Raw genomic sequence first — 22,511 nt, forward strand, 5'->3', positions numbered from 1 at the left:
TCGAGTTGCTTCTGAAGTCCATGGTTTCCTTCTCGGGCAGCTTGATTGGTGGGAATTCTAAATTCACTTTCAGCTTACTTTTTTCTGGACCAGTTCGCGCCCCGGCCCACCGTTCTGCATATAGATGTCCAGCGTTCCGGTCATCATCGCTTCGATGGTGCGGGTCTCTGCAAGGCGTCGACTTGCCTGGCCAAAGGCAATGCGCTTTTCCGCATCGCCTGCAAGTTCGACCAGAACATCCGACAATGTGTTCGCATCATCCTCAAGTGGCAAGACATACCCGTTTTCCCCGTGAATTACCGTTTCTTCGGCGCCACCCACGGCGGTCATCACGATCGGCACGCCCGCGTGAAGGGCCTCAAGCAAGGTATAAGGCATCGCTTCATATTGACTGGTCATGCAGAAGATATCGAGTGCCGGGAACAAGGCCGGTCCGTCCTGCCATCCCATGAAGTCAATTCTTCCGCCATTCGCGGCGTCTTCTGCCTCGGCGCGCAAGACGCCATCCCCGATCACGACGCCGCAAAGATTCGGCACATGCCGCGCAGCCGCCTTTACAGATCTGACAAAGCGGATCGGGTCCTTCTGTTTTTCAAGCCGCCCGATGAAACCGACCGCGACCTGGTCGTCGCACAGCCCCATCTTTGCGCGGGCCGTGGCGCGGGAGGCGGTTTTCGGAAGCTCTGCGCCATTGACCACGCGCTGAAGCCTGTGCGGGGCGATGCGAAGCTCTGACACTGCATGAAGTCGTTCTGCTTCACTCACGGCAATGATCTTGGCGGCTCTGGGCGCAAAGAGACGCTCGATTGTGCCGTAGATGAACCGCTGCGGGGTTTTCAAGTCGGGATCCATCGTGCGGAAGGCGTGCGGTGTGTAAATCCGGGCGCCAGGTATCGACTTGGGCAATAGCCGGATCAGAGCACCTGCCTTCGAACTGTGGGCATGCAATATGTCGAAAGGACCTTCTTGACGAAGCAGTCGTGCGAGGGCCAGATACGCCTTTGCATCGGCCAACCCGACTGCACGGTTCATTTCGAGTGGCACATTCCTGATCAGCGCCGCGTTGGTCAGCTTGTCCACAAAATCCGCCTGAGCCCTGACCGGCGACCAAATCACGGTCACGTCATGCCCGCGCCCTGCCAGACCAAGCGCCAGATCGAGCACATGTCGTCCCGAGCCGCCGCCCGATGGTTCCGTGATCAAGGCAATGCGCAACTGGGTATGCATGGATCTGAAAAGCCTTCTTTATAAAATAACTCGTCACACTTCAAATTTCTGACTACCCGCGAAATCAAATGAAGGGCTGCCAGATTGCCTTGTCTTCAACTTGACCTCGCTGCGCTACGGCAACGTGTCAGACATAATCATACCTCGAAAAGTCACCGTTTGTTGAAATATTCGCGAAGGTGCGACACCAATTACCTCATCAACGCACGTTTTATCAGCTTTATTTCCCCATAAGAAGATCCTGTCGAGCCAAGCACCACCGGCGTACAAGCCGAAATATTCCGCCCTTCTTGTATTGCCATTCAGAGATAGATGTCCTGTACACCGCCTGTCCCGCCGGTTGTCGAGACCGACAAATCTTCTCCTTCTGCATATAGCGGGATATCCTGAACCTCACTCTCCTGAGTGCCGCTTTCATGCGTGGTCTCGAGCAAGATCGAAGATTCGAACCAATTGACATTGCCACCGGTAGACGTTGCCTGGCTGGTTTGAACGATTTCCGGCGCTGTCACGACCGCGGTGACCGTTGCAGTGGCCATCAGGCCCTCAGCGTCCATCGCGATATAGCTGACTGCCGAAGACGCCGATTCCCCCGAACCAAGTGAATCGAATGCGCTTCCGGTATAGAAAAAGGCCGTGCCAACCGGGCTGATCCAGAAATTGCCGCCGTTGTCACCCGGCACCCAATAGCCGCCGTCGGCTGTCAGCGTGGTTCTGCTGCCGACCTGAATTACGGACAGATCCAAGCCCTCGTCATTCATGAGCACGTTGACAGAGGCCCGCGCGCCACCAAGTGGCTGTTCAAGAGTATCCGGAAGGGCCGGGAAGTCATTCCCCGGCGGCTGAGCGTCGGGCGACATGATTTCAGCCGTCAGTGTGGCGGAGGCCATGTTTCCCTGGTTGTCGGTGACGACATAATTGACGGAAGACAGGGCTGTCTGCCCTGCGGGAAGCGCATCGAATGCCCCGCCCTGGTAGAAGAACGCGGTGCCAGCCGGGCTGATCCAGAAATTGCCGCCGCCGCCGCCGGGGACCCAGTACCCCCCGTCAGCGGTCAGGGTCGTTCTGTTGCCGACCTGGGTGACGGTCAGCCCCGTTCCGATATCGTTGTCGAGAACGTTTACGCTGTCCACACTTCCGACGGTCGTCTCGAGCGTGTCGGGCGCGAGTGTGAGGCCGACGGAGCCACCGTCATCGGCAAACTCGATGATGGTCTGGTTGACGTAGCCTCCGGACCACGACACGCCGTCGTAGAACCAACCGAACCCGTCTCGCGCATCGGTCCATTTGCCGCCGACAGTTGCAAGCGCGCTGAGGTCCTGACCAAAGCCGCCGCCATCGTCCGGCGACCCTGCAACCCAGTTGGTAAAGGTGATCGGCGTTCCGTCGACACCGACAAAGGTGCCTTCCGTGGCCACGTCGTTGAACCCGAGCCAGATGGGATTGCCATCAAGGAACGTGTCGACGATGAACTGGTTTTCCGCCGCGCTGTCGATTTCAAGAAGAATACCGCCCAGCCCCTCGGCCTCGGCTTTCGCCTGGGTCCAGGTCAATCCCGGCGTTCCCAGCACATAGGTGCTGTCGCCAAAGCGGATCTCGGATGGGGCGACGCCAGCGACCTCTACGGACACCGTCGCCGTCGACGTCTCGCCGGTGTCGATCCGCGCGGTATAGGTCACTTCCGAGACACGCGTTTCGCCCAGCGCGAGCGTGTCGAAATCGGACCCGCTTTCGAACACCATGCCGCCCTCGGCCGTGATCGTGAAAATGCCCCCGTTCGAGCCGGCCAGGCTGATCTCGGGCTGGGCTCCGGCAGCGCCGGTCAGTTGCTGGCCATTCACCTCGATGATGGCCGGATCCTGACCGAAGAATATGTCGTTGCCGAAAAGCCCCAGGGCCGATCCGAATGCGATGGCCTCTGCGGTCTGGCCTGCATCAATATTGAACGGGTCGTCATTCGCCCTGAGCAGGAAGTCAAACTCGACAACCGTCTGATTGGTGAACCCGGAGGTCAGGGCCGTGTCGAAGAACTGCCCGCCGTCGTTTGTCGCATCGTCCCATTGTCCGGTGTTTGACACGATGGCCGCATTGTCCTGCTCCAGACCACCGGCCCCATTGTCCGGCTGACCGGGCAACCAGTTGAAATAGCTTGCCGGGCTCCCGGAGGAATTCACGAAGGTGCCTTCGTTGGCGGTGTCGTTCAGACCAAGCCAGACAGGGTTGTTTGCGACGAAGGCCGTTGTCACCGCAGCGTTCTCGACGGCGCTTTCGATCGTGACGAGATGACCACCCATGGCTGTCGCGGTGGCGTTTGCCTCTTCCCAAGTCTGCCCGGATTCGGCGTGGACATAGGCATGTCCGTTGAAGATCAGCAGTTCGCTGATGGTGTTGTCCGGTGCGGCCAGGTTGGTCGGCGGCACATAGTCACCGGCCACCGAATTCTCGACGATATAGACCCAGCCGTCATACTTGTTGGTAATGAAGATCTGACCTTCCGGCCCTTCGCCCCAGCGCACGTCCGACCGCAGGTTGTTCACGATCTCTGCGAAACTCGCGCGGATTTCCGGGGTGGTCGCGGTGTCGAAATCGACATTCTCGTAAAGCGTGACTTCCGACGGCGTGGCCCAGGACAGCAGGTCCGGGGTTTCGTTCGACTCCAGCGACGTCTTGGCCGCAAGAAGCTCGGCAATCGGAACATGGTACAGTCGGCTGCTTTGCGAGAAATCGCCGAACACGAACTGACCGTCAAGGTCGCTTCCGTTGGTCACGACAAAGCCGCCGGACAGGGCCTGGAAGACATCGCCACGCTGGCCGATCGGCGCATCATGGGCGACGAAGGCCGCCGGATACCGGTAGCCGTTCGTCCAGTCATCGGCAGGCAACGGATCCATCCCGGTCGTGTTGCCCGCGCCCGTGCCGAACGGTCCGCCGGTCACGAAGGGGCCTTCGCGCAGCCCCCAGCCGAGGTTGTCACCAGCTTGGATGATATTGACCTCGTCGATATTGTCGTAACCGACCCCCGTCGCGATCAGGTAATCGGTGCCGTCCGCAGCCTCGTAAAAGGAGAACGTATGCTCGTTGCGCAGACCGAGCGCATATACTTCGTCAAGCATCGACGGATTACCGACGAACGGGTTGTCATCCGGAATGCCGTAGGGGTCTCCGTTTGTCTGCTCCAACGGGTCGATCCGCAGCATCTTGCCCAGTGCGTCGTTGTTCTGACCGGCGTTGCGGATGATGTTGAACCCGTTGCCGGTGCCATCCCCCATCGACACATACAGCAGGCCGTAGTCGGCATCGCCCGGTTCGGCATGCGGATTGAACTCGATCTGCTTGATCGGGTGATTGGCCTGTTGAGGCAACGCCACGCGCGCGACTTCCCGGTAGCTTGCCGGGTCGATGATGCCTGTCGCCAGGTTCGCGGTGAATTCGACAAGCAGACTGTCGGTGTCGGTGGTCTCGGCAAAGTCGGTGATATAGGTCAGCCCGGTCGTGTCGGACGGACGGTCGACGACCACGGAAACGTAGAACTTGCCGTTGGTGTCGAAATCCGGATGGAAAGCAATGGATCTCAGACCGCCCTGCCCTCCGAATTCCTTGGGCTCGGGAATGCCCGCAGCGGCAAATGCGGCCCCTGCGTCGAAAAACAGCTCGGAGACGACGCTCCCGTCCGGATTGCGAACGATCTCGAACACCTTGCCGTCATGGGTCGTGCCGCCTTCGGTGGACACGAAGATACGGTCGCCGAATGTATCGAAGGAATTCATCCGGTTGCTCGGCAACTCGACATATCGCGAGACGATGAACTCGACGCCAGACGGGCTGAGCTCGGGGGCAATACGGCTGTCGATTGTCGATTGCGGCTGTTCGTGGGACCGCTGAACATCAAGCGTCACCGTCGCGCTGGACCGAAGGCCAAGCGAATCCTCTGCCGTGTAGGTAAAGCTGTCCGGGCCGGCATAGTCCGGGTCCGGCGTATAGACGACTTCGCCGTCGACAAGCGACACACTGCCATTCAGCGCTGTTCCCACCGAGGATATCGCAAGCTCGGCGGCGTTTTCATCATTCGCCAGGACGGCGAGTTTCATTGCCTGGCCATCTTCGATGACATTGAAGGCATCGTCGATTGCGAAGGTCCCGACCGGCGTCAGGTAGATCGAGGAGGTGACGGGGCCTTTGGGCAGATTGCCGTTCGCCGGATCGATCACCGCGGCAGCAAAGCCAAGGGGCAGCTTGTCTTCTCCGGGGAAATCGAAATCGGCGACGTTGTCGAAGGTGAACAGGCCGGAAATGTCCTGCGGCGTCCCCGTGAGCACCACGTCGACGGTCTGGAATTCCACCGCATTGTTGGCTGGAAAGCTCGAGTCCGCCAAAGCGGCCAGCTGCGCGTCGAGCTGCGGCGCATAGGATTGTTGCTGGGGCGTGCCACCGTAGAACAGGTTTTCCTGGGGCTGGATAAAGCCTTTGGTCATGACCACGCGGACAGTCTCGCCGGCGGGACCATCGACGATCACGACAGGCGGTTCTTCATAGGTCGCGGCGCTTCCGGCCGAGAGCCCGTCGACAGTGAGGACCGCCTCGGTGCTGCTCGTTTCCTCGGTGGCGATCCCGTGCGAACCGGCTTGTGTGTTCGTACCGATCAGAGCACCGGTTGCCGTGTTTCCATCCGCAAATGTGACCGTGAAGGTCGAGCCGATCAGTTCGGCGCCCGAGATGCCGCCGACATCCCAGGAGGGGCTGCTTCCATTGTCTAGCAGGCCTTTCCAAGAACCGGCAACGGAGTTGGGATCCATGTCGATCGAAAAGCCAAGCATCTCGCCGGGTTGGAAACCGCCGTTCAAGGCTGCATCGAAATCGAGCAACAATCCTGTATAGCCCGATATTCCACCAAGGCCGATATAAGGGTTGTAGCTGGTCGGGTCGGAAATCCCGGTGCCGCCGTCGGTATCTATCGTCAGGGGCTTGAACGTTCTGTCCCCTGCAAGCCCCTCGGGGTCGAAGACGGAGTCATTGTACAAGGCGGTGGAAACATCAAGCGTCACGCTGACGATGTCCTTGCCACCGGTATTGGTCAGCATGAAGGCGTTCGGATTGAAGTTGGACGCCTTCACGTTGTTGAAATTCGGCATGATTTGCAGAACTGCGGAACCCGGATCGGGGGGCGTTACATCGGTCACCGTGATGTCGTCGAACACCGCCTGGAAGGTCTGCGCCGGATCGACGCCGGAATTGGTCGACAGGAGTCCGGCGGCCAGACCTGTCTGCGCTCCGTTGACGGTCACATTTCCAAGGATGGTGTCCAGCACCGCTGTGCCGGACAGGTTGACCGGTTCGAGCGTCAGTTCGGTCTCGCTGCCGTCAGGAAGATCGTAGCTCACTGTCGGCACCACGGTTTCTGCGACCGTGTCCACCCGCATCGTGACGGTGATCTTGTCCGTCGTGGCACCTGTCAGGAGGCCCGGCGCAGACAGGCTCGTATCCGAGACCAGAAGCCCGTTGTCTTCGAGCAGGACCTGGATCGACCCGCCATTCTGGGCCGTGGCGACCACCTTGAGATAATTGTCCTGATCGCCTGGTCCCAGGTACCCGCCGATCTGCTGGAGCGAATCCTCGGTCCATTCGGTTGCCGGATTGTACATCGACCAGACAACATCAAAGACCGCGACACCCGGATCAATCGTCATCCCGGTCTGGAACACGTATTCCGCTTGGTTCTCGGCCAGCAGCGGATCGCCGTTGGACACATATTCGACAATCGTGGTGCCACCGCCCGCGGCGGTCACGAACTTCACGTTGTCCAGCTTCACGTTCTGGAACGGAAGCGTCGACGGTGAAATCAGGAAAGCCTCGAAATCGGTCACGCCGTCGATCATCACCCCGGTGAGACCGCCACCAAAGCCGCTGGGGCCGGTCAGGTTGCCATCCTGGTCAGGGTCGAAATCCCAGACCAGGGAACCGCCGGGTGCCAGCGCGGTTGCCAGCCCATTGTCCGGGTCGCGCATGAAAGGGTCGATCGCGTTGTCCAACCCGTCATTGTCGAGATCGAGATTGACGCCTGAAGTGCCCGGAGCGAAGACCTTGATCTGGTTTGCACCAAGTTCGGCCACCCAGATGGAACCATCTGGCCCCATGGTCAGATCAAGACCGAGGGACAGACCTGAGAGACCTTCGACGGTCTCGTAATCGGCAGTGCCATCCGGATTGAGCACGAGGCGCCCGATGGTGCCGTTGAACTGCACAACCAGCAAATCGCCGTTCAAGTCGCCGGGGCCCGTATATTCGATCAGACCGTTCGACGAGGACCCGATCACCTCGAGCGCCGGAGAGGCAGGATCATCATAATAGACGCGCACGCCGCTTTCCGCGAGGCGCGCTGGATCGCCCGTAAACCGCGACGGGTCGATCAGGAATCCGTCCGGGATCGCCACACCGGCCGGAACAAGGTCGGATATGTCCGGAACCGTGTTGACCGCCAGAGACGCATCCGGCGCGCCGGTGTCGTCATAGACGATCCAGCCTTGATCCTGGTTGGCGCGGGTCGGGTTGGGATGGCCGTAGTAGCCGCCATCTTCCAGCAGGAACAGCGGCTCACCAGCCCCGACCCCGCCATTGTTGGGCAGGTTCGATGCTTCTCCGTTCACCGGGATCGGATCGCCCCCAATGCTCGGGTTGGAGCCGTTGTCCACCGTATAGAGCCTGCCATCCGCGGTCAGCGCCAGATCGTAATTGTTGCGAAGGCCATCGGCATAGATCCGAATGGGCGCGTCCGCCGGCAGGATGGCCTGGTTGAGCCCGTCATTGCCACCCCATGGTCCCGTGACATCCATTCCGTTCGCATCTTCGCGCACACCGTCATTCGGAACGTTCGGGTCATCCAGCGTTGGAAGATCGTACACGTAATCGCGTGGCCCGGTGCGGCCGCCGTTCGGATCCGTCAGGACCGGCATTGCCTCAAGCGCTGGCAGATCGATTTCGAGAACCACCGCCGACAGCGCGTATTCGGCGGTATACGCAAAGAATTGCGATGGTGCGCCGTTGTTGGTGTTGCCGCCGACGGCCATGTACATCATGCCTGAAACCGGGTCGATCACCATGCCGTTGTTGGAATGGTTCTCTTCCGAGCGCGGCAAGCCGCGAATCAGGTCGACGGCCTCCCATTCCGCGCCGTTCCAGGTGACCTTGGTTAGAACCCCCGAATTGGTGTCGAGGTTCTTGTCTTCGTTCTCGGCGATGCGCGGGTCGGAAGACGTGACATAGAGAGCCGGGTTTTCGGCCGTTCCGGCCGTCACGATTCCCGTCACCTGCCGGCTTATGATCGAGGTGTCGATCACCCCGCTGTCGTCATGGTTCGCAATCGTTCTGACAACCGCGCTGCCATCCGGCAATTGAAGCGTTTCGGCAGCGATCGCGGACCAGGAACCGTCGGTCTGCTTCTCGACGGTGACGGCGCGGATGACGCCGTTCTGCTGCGACACGTAGAGTCGTCCGTCCGGCCCGAATTGCAGGGAGGTGGGATTGAAAATGTTCGAAGTCCCATTGGGACCTTGGAAAGACGAAATCAAAGAAAACATAAAAGCCGCCTGTCTAAAATATCAGACCAATAGGCAATCAATCACCAACGCGAGTCAAGAATGTAGACGGTTTGTTAACCTTTTGCGGCTACTGCGCCGCCAATCTGCCTTAAATTGGCCCGATTTTTTCCATTGCGGCACAAATACTGATTCGCAAAAGAGCCCGAGACGGATCACAAACCGTTACAAAATCGAAAGATTTTTATGAAATACCTGTTTAGGTTCTGAGTGTCGTCCGCACGGCGCAACTTCATCAGGGTCAAGCCTCGGGCGACCTGTAGAGCCTTTCCTTCCATGCAATCTGTTCGTTCAACCTTTCGGCAAGCAAAGCAATCTCGTCCTCCGTGGGCTTTATGCGTTGTGCGCCGTTCGCTCCGAAGAAAATGTCCTTGAGGCCCACCTTTTTCGCGAAGTTGACAATCCTGTATCCCCCGCCCCAGCGGATGATATCCGCAGCCTGACGCCCCAATTTGGCAACCAGAAACGACGGAGGGATACCCCCTGCATTCGTTTCGCCCAGATGCTCGGGAGCCTGTTGAAACGGCAGATCGAGAGCTTCGCACAACGCCTGTGTGTAAGCCTCGCGATCCGCGATGAGGTCTTCGAGACGCAGAACTGTCAGCGGCGATCCCGGCATCTCTGAGCACCAGCGTTCCAACTGCGCATCGAACAGGCTCGCATCCAGGATCTCGGGGAAATGCTCCAGTGCCGAAGTCAGATCCTTCCGGGTGAAACCTTTGCGCTGGAGATGCATGTAATGCGACCAAGCCCGCTTGATCGGATCGCGAAGTGTGACGATGAGCGGAACGGTTCCAAGGCTCGTGCGGATACGTCCGGGAGCGTCGGAACTGTGAAACAAGGTTGGCGCAACTTCGACGATGACCTTGTGGCAGCTTGGATCGTAATGAGAGAAATGCTTGCGGTACCACTCGTCTCCGCGACTCGCGTATCGATCAAAATAGAATGTTTCTTTTATTCCAGCCGGCAAACAGACATCCTGACGCGTGAGAAGGTACTGATAAATCCAACTGGTGCCTGCTTTCATCGGACCAATGACCAGAGCAGTGGGTAACGTCATGGTGTCACTTCTTATATCTTGGGGCTTAAATAACTTTTCATATGAATATCATTCTTGGCCTGAGCAAGCTATGACAAAGTTCCACAAGGCACACCGGCAGCACTCAGAGTGACGCGGGACTCACACTCCTCAGGACTCTATGGCGTAGCTTTTCATGCGAATGGTATCCGGCTTGCAAAAATCTTGATTGTTGTCGCGTCAGTTTCACTCCATCCACCGTGAAAGGACAACATAAACATGCAAACTCCTCGCGGATGCGCGGCCTCGCGCGTGAAATGGCGCTGTTCCGCCTAAAATTCCGGCGAAATATTCGCTGCCTCACCTTGAACGCGAAGGCTTGATCGCGGTTTTAACAGCACGCTGGCGTTGCATTTCGCCCGACCCACAACCCAGACGATAACAGTTCTCAAGCCCAAGGCGCTATGGATTCAAAAGGCAACAAGGTCTCGCCCGCGGACCTTGCTCAACCCAATAGAGAAACGCAGTGTCGGATACACCTCGGGCGGGCTCTCAGCATATTAGCAGACGATGGCACGAATCCGATCTGCATGAAGTTGGCGAACCGATCAATTTGTCACTTTGCCGAGCGATTGTATTCTTCAGGGCCTCCCCAGGAAATCAGTCAATTCGATTTTCTGGGCCGAAGCGAATTTGAATATAACGAGGTGGAGCAGCGTTCTGCTCCACCTTTTTGACGGTTCACATGAAATCGATCACGCCGATCACACCCGTCGTATTGCTTATCCCATGAAGGAGAACCGCATCGCCATCACCGAAGTTCAAGGTCAGGCTGCCATTGTTCATGTTGCCGAATTCTTCCACGACTTGTCTTGCCGAGAGTCCGCCGCCCCACAGGCTCTGATCGAGCGAAAGCGTGTCATTCGCGAGAGAGAAGCCGTACAAGGTATCGAACCCGCCGCCGCGTTCGAACTGGACCTCATCGGAACCTTTGGCCAGGTACAACGTGTCCGCGTCACCGCCGCCATTCACGACGTTGGAACCGGTGCCCCCGAAGATGTCATCCGCGCCATCCCCGCCGAGGATCGTGTCGTTTCCATCGCCACCTTCTAGGTAGTCATTCCCGGCATCGCCCATCAAACGGTCGCTGCCCGAGTTTCCGCCAAGCCGGTCGTTTCCGGCGCCGCCGGACAGGACATCATCGCCGTTTCCGCCCCAGATGCTGTCTGCGCCCTCCATTCCATCGACAGTGTCGTTGCCATTGTCGCCCATCAACTGGTCGTTGCCGTCACCACCCGTGATATTGTCGTCACCTTCATCACCGTGGATCACATCGGCACCGTAGTTTCCGTGCAGACCATCGTTCCCGTCGCCGCCATCAAGCGTATCGTTTCCGGATCCGCCCATCATGACATCGTTGCCCCGGCCACCCTGAAGGTTGTCATCGCCACCCCCTCCCCAGACGCTGTCGTGCCCGTCTTCACCGAAAAGCACATCGTCTTCGGTGCCACCATACAGGCGATCGTTGCCGTCACCGCCCTTGAGCAGATCGTTGCCGGCGTTGCCGGACAGGGTGTCATCGCCGTTGCCACCATAAACCTTGTCGGACTGAGTTCCGCCGTTCAGGCGGTCATTTCCGTCTTCGCCGTGAAGCGTGTCACTGCCGTTTCCACCCCATATGGTGTCATTCCCGATATCCCCCCAAAGGTTATCGTTGCCAGCGCCGCCACCGAGCTTGTCGTTGCCTTCGTCACCGAACAGGACGTCATCATCGTCACCGCCCCAAAGGTTGTCGTCGCCTTCGCCGCCCTTGAGCATGTCCTGTCCTTGCTCTCCGAACAGCGTGTCGTCACCGGCGTCGCCGAAAAGCCTGTCATCACCAAGACCACCGCGCAGATTGTCATCGCCGGTGCCGCCGGACAGCGTGTCGATCCCGGCACCACCCCACAGGAAATCGTTGTCCGCGTTCCCGTCGAGCTTGTCGTTGCCGTTGTCGCCGAACAGCTGGTCGACGCCTGTGCCCCCTTCAAGGGTATCCGCGCCTTCACCGCCGTCGAGAGTGTCATTGCCCTGCCGCCCGATCAGAAGGTCTTGGCCGTCGCCTCCGAACAGCAAATCGTTCCCAAGGCCGCCATCGACATAATCGTTGCCGTCATTTCCAAAGACTTCGTCATTTCCGTCCCCACCGACAAGGATATCCTCGGAGTTTCCGCCAATCAGAGTGTCAGCCCCATCGCCACCGAGAAGATGGTCTGCCTTGTAGGTGCCTTCTATCCAATCGTTTCCGCCGCCTCCGAAAACGAAATTTTCCTTTCCGTAGTTGGGGTTGGACAGCAGGTTCGACTCGGTAATGCGATCATTGCCGTTCGTTCCGACGATCCGATCCCCGCTGTAGTCGGTCTTGCCGTAATCGTTGCCCTGAATGACCTTTCCGTCATTCTGAACAAAAAGGATATCTCCGACATTTTCCCAAATCTCACCGGAATTCGCGCGATAGATCGTGTTTCCGGAAACACCGAGATCCTTGGCGAAATCGGCAATCCCACCGATCCGGATGCCATAAGCCCCGACGTCATGAATGTGATTTGAATAGATATCCACGCCGGTGAACGTGCCCAAGCCCATGTCGAACTTGTGGCGATGCAGCATGACCCCACTTTTCTGGATGTCATAGATATGATTGTCGAAAATGCGGATGTTCTCGATATGAGTCTTGTCGGCGTCTATTTGCGATTCCCGCGCCACGACAACACCTAGTGTCGCATCGTAAACCACGTTCGATGAAACGTCGATATTCGAGACAGTCCTGTTTCCACTGTCAAGATAAATACCATATTTTTCAATGCCATGAACAAGGTTTGACTTGATCACGCCATTGGTGGCCCCCGCCTTCGCGTCAATACCGTACTGAAGCGTGTTGAAGACATGGTTGTTCGTGATCGCAAAACCATCGACACCCGCGCCAAGAGAAATGGCTTCGCTAACGCCGTTATCGAGATTGGTCTTGGTGACGGTGTTTCCGTCGATCACAACATCGAACAACCGGTATTCTTCCACGTCGGTCAGCATGTGGAAGGGTTGGCCGGCAATCAGAATTCCCGCGCCACCTGTCGTATCGACGGTATTGTTGGTGATCTTTATGTTCTCGGACCCCTCTTCGGAGCCTTGGACATGAATCCCGATTTCAGGAGCATTCTTGATCAGGAACCCTGACACCTCGATATGGCTTTGACCGATGACCTTGATCAGGCACCGCTCATTCGTACCGGCACCATTGATCGTGACGAGATGATCATTTCCCATATCCGCCAGAATTCGAATGGGCGCGTCAGCGGTTCCGGATACATTGACATCGAAAGGTTTGTAATTACCGGCCATGACACGGATCGTGTCTCCTGGCTGCGCAGCATCAATGGCCGATTGTATGTCTTTAAACTTAGTTTCAGACAATTCACCGGGCGCAAAGCCGGCAGAGACGACAAGTGTGGACACGACAGGATTATCCTTCTTGCAGGAACAATTTTAGTGCTTGTGGTATTGTTCGCGTGAGTGTGGTTTTTCTTGAGGCTCAATATGTTGATTTATTGTTTATAACGAGGCGATATCGTTCATGCGCCCATCTCTCGGCGAGGAAATGCTACCTGCGCGCAGCTTTTCGCCAACCGGACGGACGGCGGGCACTAAACAAGACCTTATGTGACATGTTGACGCATTGAACGGCACAGATTGTTCAATATCTTGCTTCACCGCACCAAGCAGGCCACCATATTTAGCGTGTCGACTTTGTGTAAAGGGAGCAACTAGGAGCCGGTGCGTGCCTCAGGTCATCACAGGATTTCCAAGGCGCTCAAGCTGCAAAAGATAAAATCATGATTGCCAGATTTAAATATTGTAACTTTTCAATACTTTTCGGAATCCATCCGAAATTGGCTCGGGATCGACAAGAGCACACAGCCCGTGCGACAGCCTCAGACAGACCCCTGGAGAATCCGGGCTTCGCTGACCCGCGCCTGTTAGCAGAGCCTCAGACGTGCCTGTCGCGGCGTGCTTTTGCCCGGACACCGATCCGGCAATAGCCCTGTCGGTCGGCAAGTCGGGCCAAGCCGTGCCGCTTAGCGGGAAATCAGTTCCGCGACCAGCAGAACCACCACGGCACCGACCAACGCCAGAAACAGGATCAACAGCAGACCGCCCGCCGCCACGATGCTCGTTGCGACCAGCGCTGCCAGAAACGGAACCAGCAACGCGCCAACGACACCGATGGCCATGTTGCGCGGCTTGTTGCGACCGCCCTGCACCGCAGACGCGAGCAGCCCGGCCAGCGCGCCGATCAACAGAAGAAAGATCAGCCCGACCGTTCCAAGTGCCTGTAGAAATTCCTCCATGCCGCTCTCCCTTGTTCAGACCGTGCCACGGGCATGGACGAGCGTCTCACAACGGGAGCGTTTTGCAAAGCCTCGGCTGCATGGCTCTGCAAGCGGCATTCGCTGCGACGCGCCGCTGGGGCACTCCTGTCCATTGGGTCTTCACGCTGCGTGTTCGCCCTGCCCGGAACTTGCGCATTGCTTTGCCGTTGATCTTTGGCAGTTGCGGTGTGCAACAGATTCAGAGGAGATCTTCATGTCCTATTGGCGGTTCGCAGCAATGATCGCGACCTCGACGGTCGTGATGTTCGGCCTGATGTACCTGAACACCTACGCTCTGGAACACCTGTTCTGGTCCGAAACACGGGTCTACATGGCCCTCCTGATGGGCGCGACGATGGCGGTCATCATGCTTGGCTACATGCTGTCGATGTATTCCAGCCGCGCGATCAACGCGGCGATCTTCGCAGGATCGGTCATCGTCTTCGCCGCCGCGCTCTGGCTCGTGCGCAGCCAGCAGACCGTGCAGGACCGCTCCTTCATGAGCGCGATGATCCCGCACCATTCGATCGCGATCATGACATCCTCGCGCGCCGAACTGACAGATGCCCGGGTCGAGAAGCTCGCGCACGAGATCGTTCTGGCACAGAACCGCGAGATCTCGGAGATGCGCTACCTTGTGGCCGACATCGAGGACGCGGACGAAACCACCGCGATCTACCAGGACCCGCCAGCCGAAATCGGCACACTCGAAGAGGCGCTGAACAACACGCTCCTCGCCACGCTTGACCCCGCGCCGCTGGCGCTTTCGGACCTTCCGGACCGCGCCGAAACCGGGGCGCTCGATTGCGGGTTCCGACGCGTCGAGGGCGAGGATCCTGTCCTGTGGACCAACCCCGAGGGCGGCCTGATGAACCTCAACGGCATCATCGTGCCGCTTGACCGTCAGGACACCGATGAGCGGATCTGGGCTGCACCGGGCGTCACGATGACCGTCCGCGACGTTGCCGAAGCCGACTGGCGCGGCAGTGCCGAACTGATCTTTGCGCTCGAACAAGGGCTGACCGTCGGCTACCGCGGCTTTTACGACTGCGATATCTGACCTCGGCGCAGCCTTGGCATGCAGACCGTGCGGCCGACCGATTCCGTCACGAGATGCGGCCGCAGCATCCGGCGGCGCTTGATGTCCAAACCGGTCGTCCCCGAAGTCAAAGCTGGAAACAGCCTGTGCACCATCGGAACAAAACGATTTTCCCGAGGTTTCCCTGAACGGGGCATGTCCGCCCGCACATGAGTCCGCTGACGAAGAGGAACCGATGGACCTGAACGACAAACAAGCCGCCCTGTGCGATCAGAACACCACCGACTTCTCCGACCTCCGGGCCGTCTTCTTCAACTGCACCCTAAAACATCCCGACCAGCCGTCGCACACCTCGCTTCTGATGGGCAGCGTGGCCGAGATCATGCGCAAGAGCGGCATCGCCGTGGAGGACATCCGGATGACCGCCCACGATGTCGCCTTTGGCGTCCAGCCCGACATGCGCGAGGAAGGCTGGGAGCGTGACGAGTGGCCCGATCTGTGGCGCAAGGTCGACGCGGCGGATATCCTGGTCATCGGCACACCGATCTGGCTTGGCGAGCAATCCTCGGTCTGTCGGCTCTTGATCGAACGGCTTTACGCGATGTCGGGTGAACTCAACGACAAGGGGCAGTCGGTCTTTTACGGCAAGACCGGCGGTGTCGTGGTCACGGGCAACGAGGACGGGATCAAGCACGTGGCCCAGAACGTGCTTTATTCGCTGTCGCATCTGGGCTTCGTGATTCCGCCACAGGCCGATTGCGGCTGGATCGGCGAGGCCGGGCCGGGCCCGAGCTATGGCGACGACGGTGCCGGCTTCGACAACGAATTCACACAGCGCAACGCGACGATCATGACCTGGAACCTGATGCACATGTCCCGGATGCTCAAGGATGCAGGTGGCATCCCGAACCACGGCAACGACCGCAACGCCTGGTCGGCCGGGTGCCGGTTCGATTACGAAAATCCCGAGCACCGGAGCTGAGACCGGCCCGAAATACCAGGTTCTTGTCGACCGGGCACCTGAAATGCGCAATCATGGTGCAATACGGGCCGCAGTCAGGCCGCATCCAGCCCAGGACGCCATCAATGTCATCGTTTCGCACCCTTGCCCTGGCGACCCTCGCAAGCCTCGGGATCGCGGCGCCCGCTCTTGCGCAGGAGGGATCGGTGACGATGGGGCGCGACATTGCCGAGGAATACTGCGTGGCCTGTCACGATGTGGGCGCAGACGGCCGGTTCAAACTTGATCCGCCGAGTCTTGCGGCGATTGCGCGGTACCGGTCGGCAGACCAGATCAGGCAGCGGATCGTGCAGCCCATCCATGCCAGCATGCCGCGCTATGCCGAGTACATGATCGGCGGAAATATCGACGACATGGTGGCGTATATCGTGTCGCTCGAGAAGTGAACGACACGCCTATTCCGGCTGGCAGATCTCGCCCCGCAGGATCGCCAGCGACGTGCGCCAGACCAACCCGGCGATGATCCCGCACAACAGGACCAGCAGCCCCCATCCGATGGCAAGAAACACCTCCGACCCCGACAGCGCGGCATAGCGGAACGACGCGATGGTCATGGCCGCAATGGGGAAGGACAGCGCCCAGAACGAAAGCGCAAAGGGCAACCGGATCAGGCCGCGCACCTGCAACAGCACCAGGGCGGTGAAGAACAGGCCAAGATTGTAGAACACACGCGCCGGCGCATCCAGAACGCCGCCGTTCAGTTGCAGCCAGGCCAGAAAGGCCACCGCCGGAGGGGCGATCAGGATCGTGAGAGTCGGACGCAGCTTGCCCGGCAGGGGTTCATGAAACACCAGGCGGTTGAACACCAGCGTCAGCAGGATGATCCAGAACAGCACGCCCAGCGAAAAGAAATACCAGCTGGCATCGACGAACCCGAGGCTCACCCCCGCCACCGGCGCGACGACATTGCCCACGGCGGGGATGAACCATGCCGGCGACATCTGCCCGACGCCAAAGCCGCGATGGCTGATCCAGCTGGTCACGATGGCCAGCGTCAGGATGGCCTGCAAGACCGCTCCGACCGCCCAGATCAGCGTCGCGAGGCCCGGAGCCGACGCCCCGAGCACCACCGCCCCCAGTAGCAGCGAGATGCTGACGGCCGGAAAGAAGGCCAGCTTGATCGGATGGTTCCACTCTGCCGCGACCGCGCCCGGATGGCGAACAGCCTTGGCGCCGTAGAAGGCCAGTTGCAGGACAAAGACACATGCCGCAAGGCCGGCCACGATCTGCCCCGCCTGAACCAGCCCCGCGACCTCGAGCGCCAGGGCCGTCCCCAGAAGCCCCATGACGGCGCTGAAGAACGCAACCGGAAAATGCTCCAGTCGGGTATGCGGGATCTCGGCGGATTGCTCGGCTGTTGTTTGCGTCATGTCCTGTTCCTTTCGGCATGTCCTTGCAGACAGAGGCGTCCCTTACTCTGCCACATCCGGCACCACGGCGGATCCGGCGAGGGCCTTCCACGCATCATATTGCGACAGGAAAACCCTTCCATTCAGATCCCGCAGGAAATGCGTTTCCTGCAATCGGTCCATCACTGGCCCCTTGACCTCGGACAGGTGCAACCCGATGCCCAGTTCGGTCAAGCGCTGATTGATCGCCTCGAGGCTTTCGAGCGCGGAAAAATCCACCTCGTTCACCGCCGAGAACATCAGGATCACATCCTTGATGTCGGAGCCTTCGGACACGCGCGACTGCACGAGGTCCTCGAGAAAGCGTGCGTTCACGAAATAGAGGCTTTCGTCGACCCGCAGGCTGAGGACCGCCGGATCGGTCTGGACCTCGTGGCGGTGAATGTTGCGAAAATGCTGGGTGCCGGGCACCAGCCCGATCTCGGCCACGTGCGGGCGCGAGGTCTTGTAGAGATGCAGCAGAATCGAAATGCCGACACCGGATGCAACCCCCACCTCGACGCCCATGACCAGGGTCAGCACGATGGTTGCGGCGACGGCGGTGAAATCGGCCCTGGAATAGCCCCAGGTCTTCTTGAGGATCGAGAAATCGACAAGGCTCAGTACCGCAACGACGATGGTCGCGGCCAGTGTCGCGGTGGGCAGGTAATAGACCAGCGGCGTCAGCGCCACCGCCGCAATGGCCAGTCCTACAGCCGTGAAGGCCCCCGCGGCGGGTGTTTCGGCGCCTGCGTCATAGTTGACGACCGACCGGGCAAAGCCCCCCGTGACCGGGTAGCCGCCGGTAAAGGCCGCGCCGATATTGGCGGCACCCAGACCGATCAGTTCCTGATCGGGGTCGATCCTCTGGCGCTTCTTGGCGGCAAGCGTCTGGGCGACGGACACGGATTCCACGAAGCCGATGATCGAAATCAGGATCGCGGGCATCAGCAACTGGCCAACCAGATCCGGCGACAATCCCGGCAGCGTGAGCGGCGGCAGACCCTGCGGCACCTCCCCCACGATGGACACGCCCCGATCGTTCAGACCGAACAGCCAGACCGACAGCGTCGTCACGGCAACGGCCGCCACCGGACCCGCCTTGGTCAGCACGTCGGCAATCCTTGGCGACGCGCCAAGCCGACGCAAGAGCGGCTTGAGCCCCTTGCGCACCCAGAACAGGAACGCCGTCGCCAGCCCGCCGATGAGCACGGTCAGGAGATTGATGTCGCCGACATGCGCCCAGAGCGACCCGATAACCTGCGGCAATGTATGACCATGCGCTGTGATCCCCAGCAGGTGCTTCAACTGGCTGAACGCGATCAGGATGCCCGACGCGGTGATGAAGCCCGCGATCACCGGATGGCTGAGGAAGTTCGCCAGAAAGCCCAGTCGCAGCACCCCCAGCAGCACCAGGAACCCACCCGACAGGAAGGCCAGCGTCAAGGCTGCCACGGCATAGCCGGCTGTCCCCTGCTCGGCCACCTGCCCCACGGCGGATGCGGTCAGCAGCGACACCACCGCCACCGGCCCCACGGCCAGCGCGCGGCTGGTGCCGAAGACCGCGTAGAGAATGATCGGCGCGATCGACGCATAGATCCCCGCCTCGGGCGGCAGTCCCGCCAGCAGAGCATAGGCCAGCGATTGCGGGATCAGCATGATCGTCACGATCACCGCCGCGATCATGTCATTGGAAAACGCGTTCCGGTCATAGCTCCGCCCCCAGTCGAGGATCGGAAAGTAGCCGCGAAGATGGTTGAGCATGGGTCTTCTCGAATTGAACGCGGACAGAGCCGCGTGGCCCTGTCCGACGTAAGGATTGTGCGGCGCGCACCGGCCGCAAGAGACAGGTTACTCGGCCGCGACCTTGAGCTTTTCAGGCTTGGCCAACCATTCCTTGCCCTTGAGCATTGCCTTCCAGTAGATCGGCGGCAGCAGCTTTTCCTTGAGGAACCACGCCGCGCGCGATGGCTTGGTTCCGTCGATCAGGTAGCTTGGAAAGCTTGGCAGGAGTGTCCCGCCATAGCCGAATTCGGCCAGCACGATCTTGCCGCGTTCGACCGTCAGCGGACACGAGCCATAGCCGTCATACTGTGCAACCGCAGACCGGCCGCGGATATCGGCGACGATGTTGTCCGCGACGGTCGGCGCCTGCTTGCGCGCGGCGGCGGCGGTCTTGGCATTGGGCGCGTTCATCACATCGCCCAGCGACCAGATGTTGTCATACCGCGTGTGGCGCAGGGTGGCTTGGTCCACGTCGACCCAGCCCGCCGCATCGGCCAGCGGCGAAACCCGGATGAAATCGGGCGCAGTCTGGGGCGGACAGACATGCAGCATGTCGAATTCCACTTCGACTGTTGTGGGGGCTCCATCCGGCGCGTTGACCGCAAAGGTCGCCTTTTTCGCCGGGCCATCCACGGCAATCAGGGTGTGGAAGAAATTCAGGGTGGCGTCGTATTTGCGGACATACTCCATCAGCGCCGGGACATAGTCCTTGACCCCGAAGAGCACGCCTCCCGCGTTCATGAACTGGATGTCGATGTTTTTCAGCGCCCCGTTACGGAACCACGCGTCGCCCGACAGATACATCGCCTTTTGCGGCGCACCGGCGCATTTGATCGGCATCGGCGGTTGGGTAAAGAGCGCCCGGCCCTGCTTGAGGTTGCGGACCAGTTCCCACGTATAGGGCGCCAGGTCGTAGCGGTAATTCGACGTCACCCCATTGCGGCCAAGGGTTTCCTCCAGCCCGTCGATCTTGTCCCAATCGAGCTTGAGGCCCGGACAGACAACCAGCCGGTCATATTTCACCACGCGGCAGCCATCGAGGATCACCGCGTTGTTTTCCGGCTCGAACGCGGCCACGGCGGACTTGATCCAATGCACACCCTGAGGGATCAGCGACGCCATCGTCTTGGCGGTGTCCTGAGGATCAAAAATGCCGCCGCCGACCATCGTCCAGCCGGGCTGGTAGTAGTGAATGTCCGCCGGGTCGAGGATCGCCACCGACAGCCCCGGCTTGCGGGCCTTGAGGCTCGCCGCAACGGACACGCCGCCTGCCCCACCGCCGACGATCACCACGTCGAATTTTGCATCGCCGGTATCGGTCGGCGTCTTGCCGCCATTGGCGATGCGCCGCGCGACACCGTTCATGTCATAGCCCGCCGCCTGTGTCGCCCCGAGGATCTCGGCCATCGGCAGGGTTTTCGCCTGGCTCAGCGACCAGAGCGTCGCCGACCGCGTACCCGACCGGCAATAGGCGAGCACAGGCCCCGGCAGGTCGCGCATTGCCGCGCCGAAAGCCACCGCATCCGCGTCCTGCACCAGACCGGTCTGCACCGGCAGATAGCGCATCTCGAGACCGGCCGCCTTGGCTGCCGCCTCGATTTCCTCGTGGGTCGGCTGATCCGATCCCTCGCCATCGGGACGGTTGCAGATGATCGACCGGAACCCGGCCTCTTTCAGCGCAGCAATGTCATCGGCCGCGATTTGCGGGCTGACGGTGAGCGCATCGTTGATCTTGTTGAGTTGCATGGGAAGGGTCTCACCTGGCTACGCGTTGCGGGGAAAATGGCGGCATGTGGCCGCCATCCCGGTTGGACATCAGCCTCAAAGCGCGTTGACCGGCACCTTGAGCATCGGGTTTCCGTCCTTGTCCTTCGGCACCGCGCCGGCACGCATGTTCACCTGCAGGGACGGGATGATCAGCTTGGGCATGTCAAGCGTCGCGTCGCGTTCGGTGCGGAACTTGACGAAATCGTCCTTTGTCTTGCCGCCGCCGACATGGATGTTGTGGGCCTTTTCTTCGCCCACGGTGGTTTCCCACTGGATGTCGCGGCCATTGGGGCCGTAATCGTGGCACATGAACAGACGCATGTCATCCGGCAGCGTCAGCACCTTCTGGATGCTGTCGTACAGCGTGGCGGCATCCCCGCCGGGGAAATCGGCACGGGCCGATCCGCCATCGGGCATGAACAAAGTGTCGCCGACAAAGGCCGCGTTGCCCATCACATGCACCATGCAGGCGGGCGTGTGGCCCGGTGTATAGATCGCAAAGGCGTCCATGTTGCCGATCTTGTAGGTGTCGCCATCCTCGAACAGCTTGTCGAACTGGCTGCCATCGCGCTGGAATTCGGTGCCTTCGTTGAACACCTTGCCGAAGGTGTCCTGCACAACCATGATCTTCGAGCCGACACCGATCTTGCCGCCCAGCTTCTGCTGGATGTAGGGCGCTGCCGACAGGTGGTCGGCATGCACATGGGTCTCGATGATCCATTCAAGCTTGAGCCCGCGTTCCTGAATCTCCGCGATCAGGGCGTCGGCGTGAGCGTAGGTGATCCGACCGGCGGCGTAATCGATGTCCATCACGCTGTCGACGATGGCGCAGGACTCAGATGTCGGGTCCTTGACGATATAGCTGATCGTGTTGGTGGCCTCGTCGAAATGAGCCGAGACATCGGGGGTGACGGACATATCCACGGGATACTGCGACATGAGTTTTCTCCTCCGAAACGAGATTGTGAGGCGGGCCAAGCCCGCAAGAGCGATGCACCGAGCCTGCCGCCTGGCAGCGCCCGGTGTCGCATGTCATCTGGGTGTCAGGTGCGGCAGGTCTTGACGCCGATGATCGAGTAGATCGGGCAGACCCGCACCGCCGCCACCACCAGCATCACGACACCGATCAAGGCCGCGCCGTACTTGAAGAGGGCCCCGTCGAACAGCGGCAGACCGCTGCCAAAGGCCAGGTAAAGCAGGACCACGCCCAGAACCGCGCGCAGAATTCGATCGATCGTGCCAACATTGGTCGTCATTTCCGTACCCTCCAG

Annotated in this window: 13 protein-coding genes; 3 read left to right on the forward strand and 10 right to left on the reverse strand. The window is 59.8% G+C overall.

Annotation, left to right across the window (positions count from 1 at the left end):
• Window positions 1–69: 69 nt before the first annotated feature.
• The 5 genes from LCF60_RS09155 to LCF60_RS09175 all read right to left on the reverse strand — a co-directional run bounded on the left by LCF60_RS09155 (window position 70) and on the right by LCF60_RS09175 (window position 14,219).
• On the reverse strand, window positions 70–1,227 hold the full coding sequence (locus LCF60_RS09155) for a glycosyltransferase (RefSeq protein ID WP_292291291.1): 1,158 nt from the start codon (window positions 1,225–1,227) through the stop codon (window positions 70–72).
• A 302-nt stretch (window positions 1,228–1,529) separates the two neighbouring features.
• Window positions 1,530–8,702 (reverse strand): PQQ-dependent sugar dehydrogenase, encoded by a 7,173-nt coding sequence (locus LCF60_RS09160; protein ID WP_292291292.1) that lies wholly within the window; start codon window positions 8,700–8,702, stop codon window positions 1,530–1,532.
• A gap of 355 nt (window positions 8,703–9,057) precedes the next feature.
• Window positions 9,058–9,876, reverse strand: coding sequence for a sulfotransferase (locus tag LCF60_RS09165; RefSeq protein WP_292291293.1), 819 nt, complete (start codon window positions 9,874–9,876; stop codon window positions 9,058–9,060).
• Between the two features lie 699 nt (window positions 9,877–10,575).
• A complete protein-coding gene (locus LCF60_RS09170) occupies window positions 10,576–13,137 on the reverse strand; it encodes a right-handed parallel beta-helix repeat-containing protein (RefSeq protein ID WP_292291294.1) in 2,562 nt (853 codons plus the stop codon).
• Window positions 13,138–13,946: 809 nt separating this feature from the next.
• Window positions 13,947–14,219 carry a GlsB/YeaQ/YmgE family stress response membrane protein gene (locus LCF60_RS09175; RefSeq protein ID WP_292291295.1) on the reverse strand — a complete coding sequence of 91 codons (273 nt, stop codon included), beginning with the start codon at window positions 14,217–14,219 and terminating at the stop codon, window positions 13,947–13,949.
• 235 nt (window positions 14,220–14,454) lie between these two features.
• Here LCF60_RS09175 and LCF60_RS09180 point away from each other — a divergent pair, with 235 nt between their 5' ends.
• The 3 genes from LCF60_RS09180 (at window position 14,455) to LCF60_RS09190 (ending at window position 16,686) form a co-directional block, all read left to right on the forward strand.
• Complete coding sequence (locus tag LCF60_RS09180; RefSeq protein ID WP_292291296.1) at window positions 14,455–15,300, forward strand: DUF305 domain-containing protein; 846 nt, start codon at window positions 14,455–14,457, stop codon at window positions 15,298–15,300.
• A gap of 214 nt (window positions 15,301–15,514) precedes the next feature.
• Window positions 15,515–16,261 carry a flavodoxin family protein gene (locus LCF60_RS09185; protein ID WP_292291297.1) on the forward strand — a complete coding sequence of 249 codons (747 nt, stop codon included), beginning with the start codon at window positions 15,515–15,517 and terminating at the stop codon, window positions 16,259–16,261.
• Window positions 16,262–16,365: 104 nt separating this feature from the next.
• A complete protein-coding gene (locus LCF60_RS09190) occupies window positions 16,366–16,686 on the forward strand; it encodes a cytochrome c (protein WP_292291298.1) in 321 nt (106 codons plus the stop codon).
• 9 nt (window positions 16,687–16,695) lie between these two features.
• On the opposite strand, the gene LCF60_RS09195 is transcribed toward LCF60_RS09190, so the two are convergent.
• The 5 genes from LCF60_RS09195 to LCF60_RS09215 all read right to left on the reverse strand — a co-directional run bounded on the left by LCF60_RS09195 (window position 16,696) and on the right by LCF60_RS09215 (window position 22,496).
• A complete protein-coding gene (locus tag LCF60_RS09195; RefSeq protein WP_292291299.1) occupies window positions 16,696–17,670 on the reverse strand; it encodes an SLAC1 anion channel family protein in 975 nt (324 codons plus the stop codon).
• Between the two features lie 42 nt (window positions 17,671–17,712).
• Window positions 17,713–19,452, reverse strand: a complete 1,740-nt coding sequence (gene sulP / locus LCF60_RS09200) for a sulfate permease (protein WP_292291300.1) — start codon at window positions 19,450–19,452, stop codon at window positions 17,713–17,715.
• A gap of 87 nt (window positions 19,453–19,539) precedes the next feature.
• A complete protein-coding gene (locus LCF60_RS09205) occupies window positions 19,540–21,219 on the reverse strand; it encodes a bifunctional protein tyrosine phosphatase family protein/NAD(P)/FAD-dependent oxidoreductase (RefSeq protein WP_292291302.1) in 1,680 nt (559 codons plus the stop codon).
• A gap of 75 nt (window positions 21,220–21,294) precedes the next feature.
• Window positions 21,295–22,179, reverse strand: coding sequence for an MBL fold metallo-hydrolase (locus tag LCF60_RS09210; protein ID WP_292291303.1), 885 nt, complete (start codon window positions 22,177–22,179; stop codon window positions 21,295–21,297).
• Between the two features lie 104 nt (window positions 22,180–22,283).
• A complete protein-coding gene (locus LCF60_RS09215) occupies window positions 22,284–22,496 on the reverse strand; it encodes a DUF2892 domain-containing protein (protein ID WP_292291304.1) in 213 nt (70 codons plus the stop codon).
• Window positions 22,497–22,511: the final 15 nt, after the last annotated feature.

It is taken from the genome of Marivita sp., from assembly GCF_020055635.1.
Classification (GTDB): domain Bacteria; phylum Pseudomonadota; class Alphaproteobacteria; order Rhodobacterales; family Rhodobacteraceae; genus Marivita.

What these genes read in the sequence shown, in the direction of transcription:
- LCF60_RS09155 (WP_292291291.1), bottom strand. Translation starts at nt 1,227, where the DNA reads ATGCATACCCAGTTGCGCATTGCCTTGATCACGGAACCATCGGGCGGC.
- LCF60_RS09165 (WP_292291293.1), bottom strand. Translation starts at nt 9,876, where the DNA reads ATGACGTTACCCACTGCTCTGGTCATTGGTCCGATGAAAGCAGGCACC.
- LCF60_RS09170 (WP_292291294.1), bottom strand. Translation starts at nt 13,137, where the DNA reads ATGGGAAATGATCATCTCGTCACGATCAATGGTGCCGGTACGAATGAG.
- LCF60_RS09175 (WP_292291295.1), bottom strand. Translation starts at nt 14,219, where the DNA reads ATGGAGGAATTTCTACAGGCACTTGGAACGGTCGGGCTGATCTTTCTT.
- LCF60_RS09180 (WP_292291296.1), top strand. Translation starts at nt 14,455, where the DNA reads ATGTCCTATTGGCGGTTCGCAGCAATGATCGCGACCTCGACGGTCGTG.
- LCF60_RS09185 (WP_292291297.1), top strand. Translation starts at nt 15,515, where the DNA reads ATGGACCTGAACGACAAACAAGCCGCCCTGTGCGATCAGAACACCACC.
- LCF60_RS09190 (WP_292291298.1), top strand. Translation starts at nt 16,366, where the DNA reads ATGTCATCGTTTCGCACCCTTGCCCTGGCGACCCTCGCAAGCCTCGGG.
- LCF60_RS09195 (WP_292291299.1), bottom strand. Translation starts at nt 17,670, where the DNA reads ATGACGCAAACAACAGCCGAGCAATCCGCCGAGATCCCGCATACCCGA.
- sulP (WP_292291300.1), bottom strand. Translation starts at nt 19,452, where the DNA reads ATGCTCAACCATCTTCGCGGCTACTTTCCGATCCTCGACTGGGGGCGG.
- LCF60_RS09205 (WP_292291302.1), bottom strand. Translation starts at nt 21,219, where the DNA reads ATGCAACTCAACAAGATCAACGATGCGCTCACCGTCAGCCCGCAAATC.
- LCF60_RS09210 (WP_292291303.1), bottom strand. Translation starts at nt 22,179, where the DNA reads ATGTCGCAGTATCCCGTGGATATGTCCGTCACCCCCGATGTCTCGGCT.
- LCF60_RS09215 (WP_292291304.1), bottom strand. Translation starts at nt 22,496, where the DNA reads ATGACGACCAATGTTGGCACGATCGATCGAATTCTGCGCGCGGTTCTG.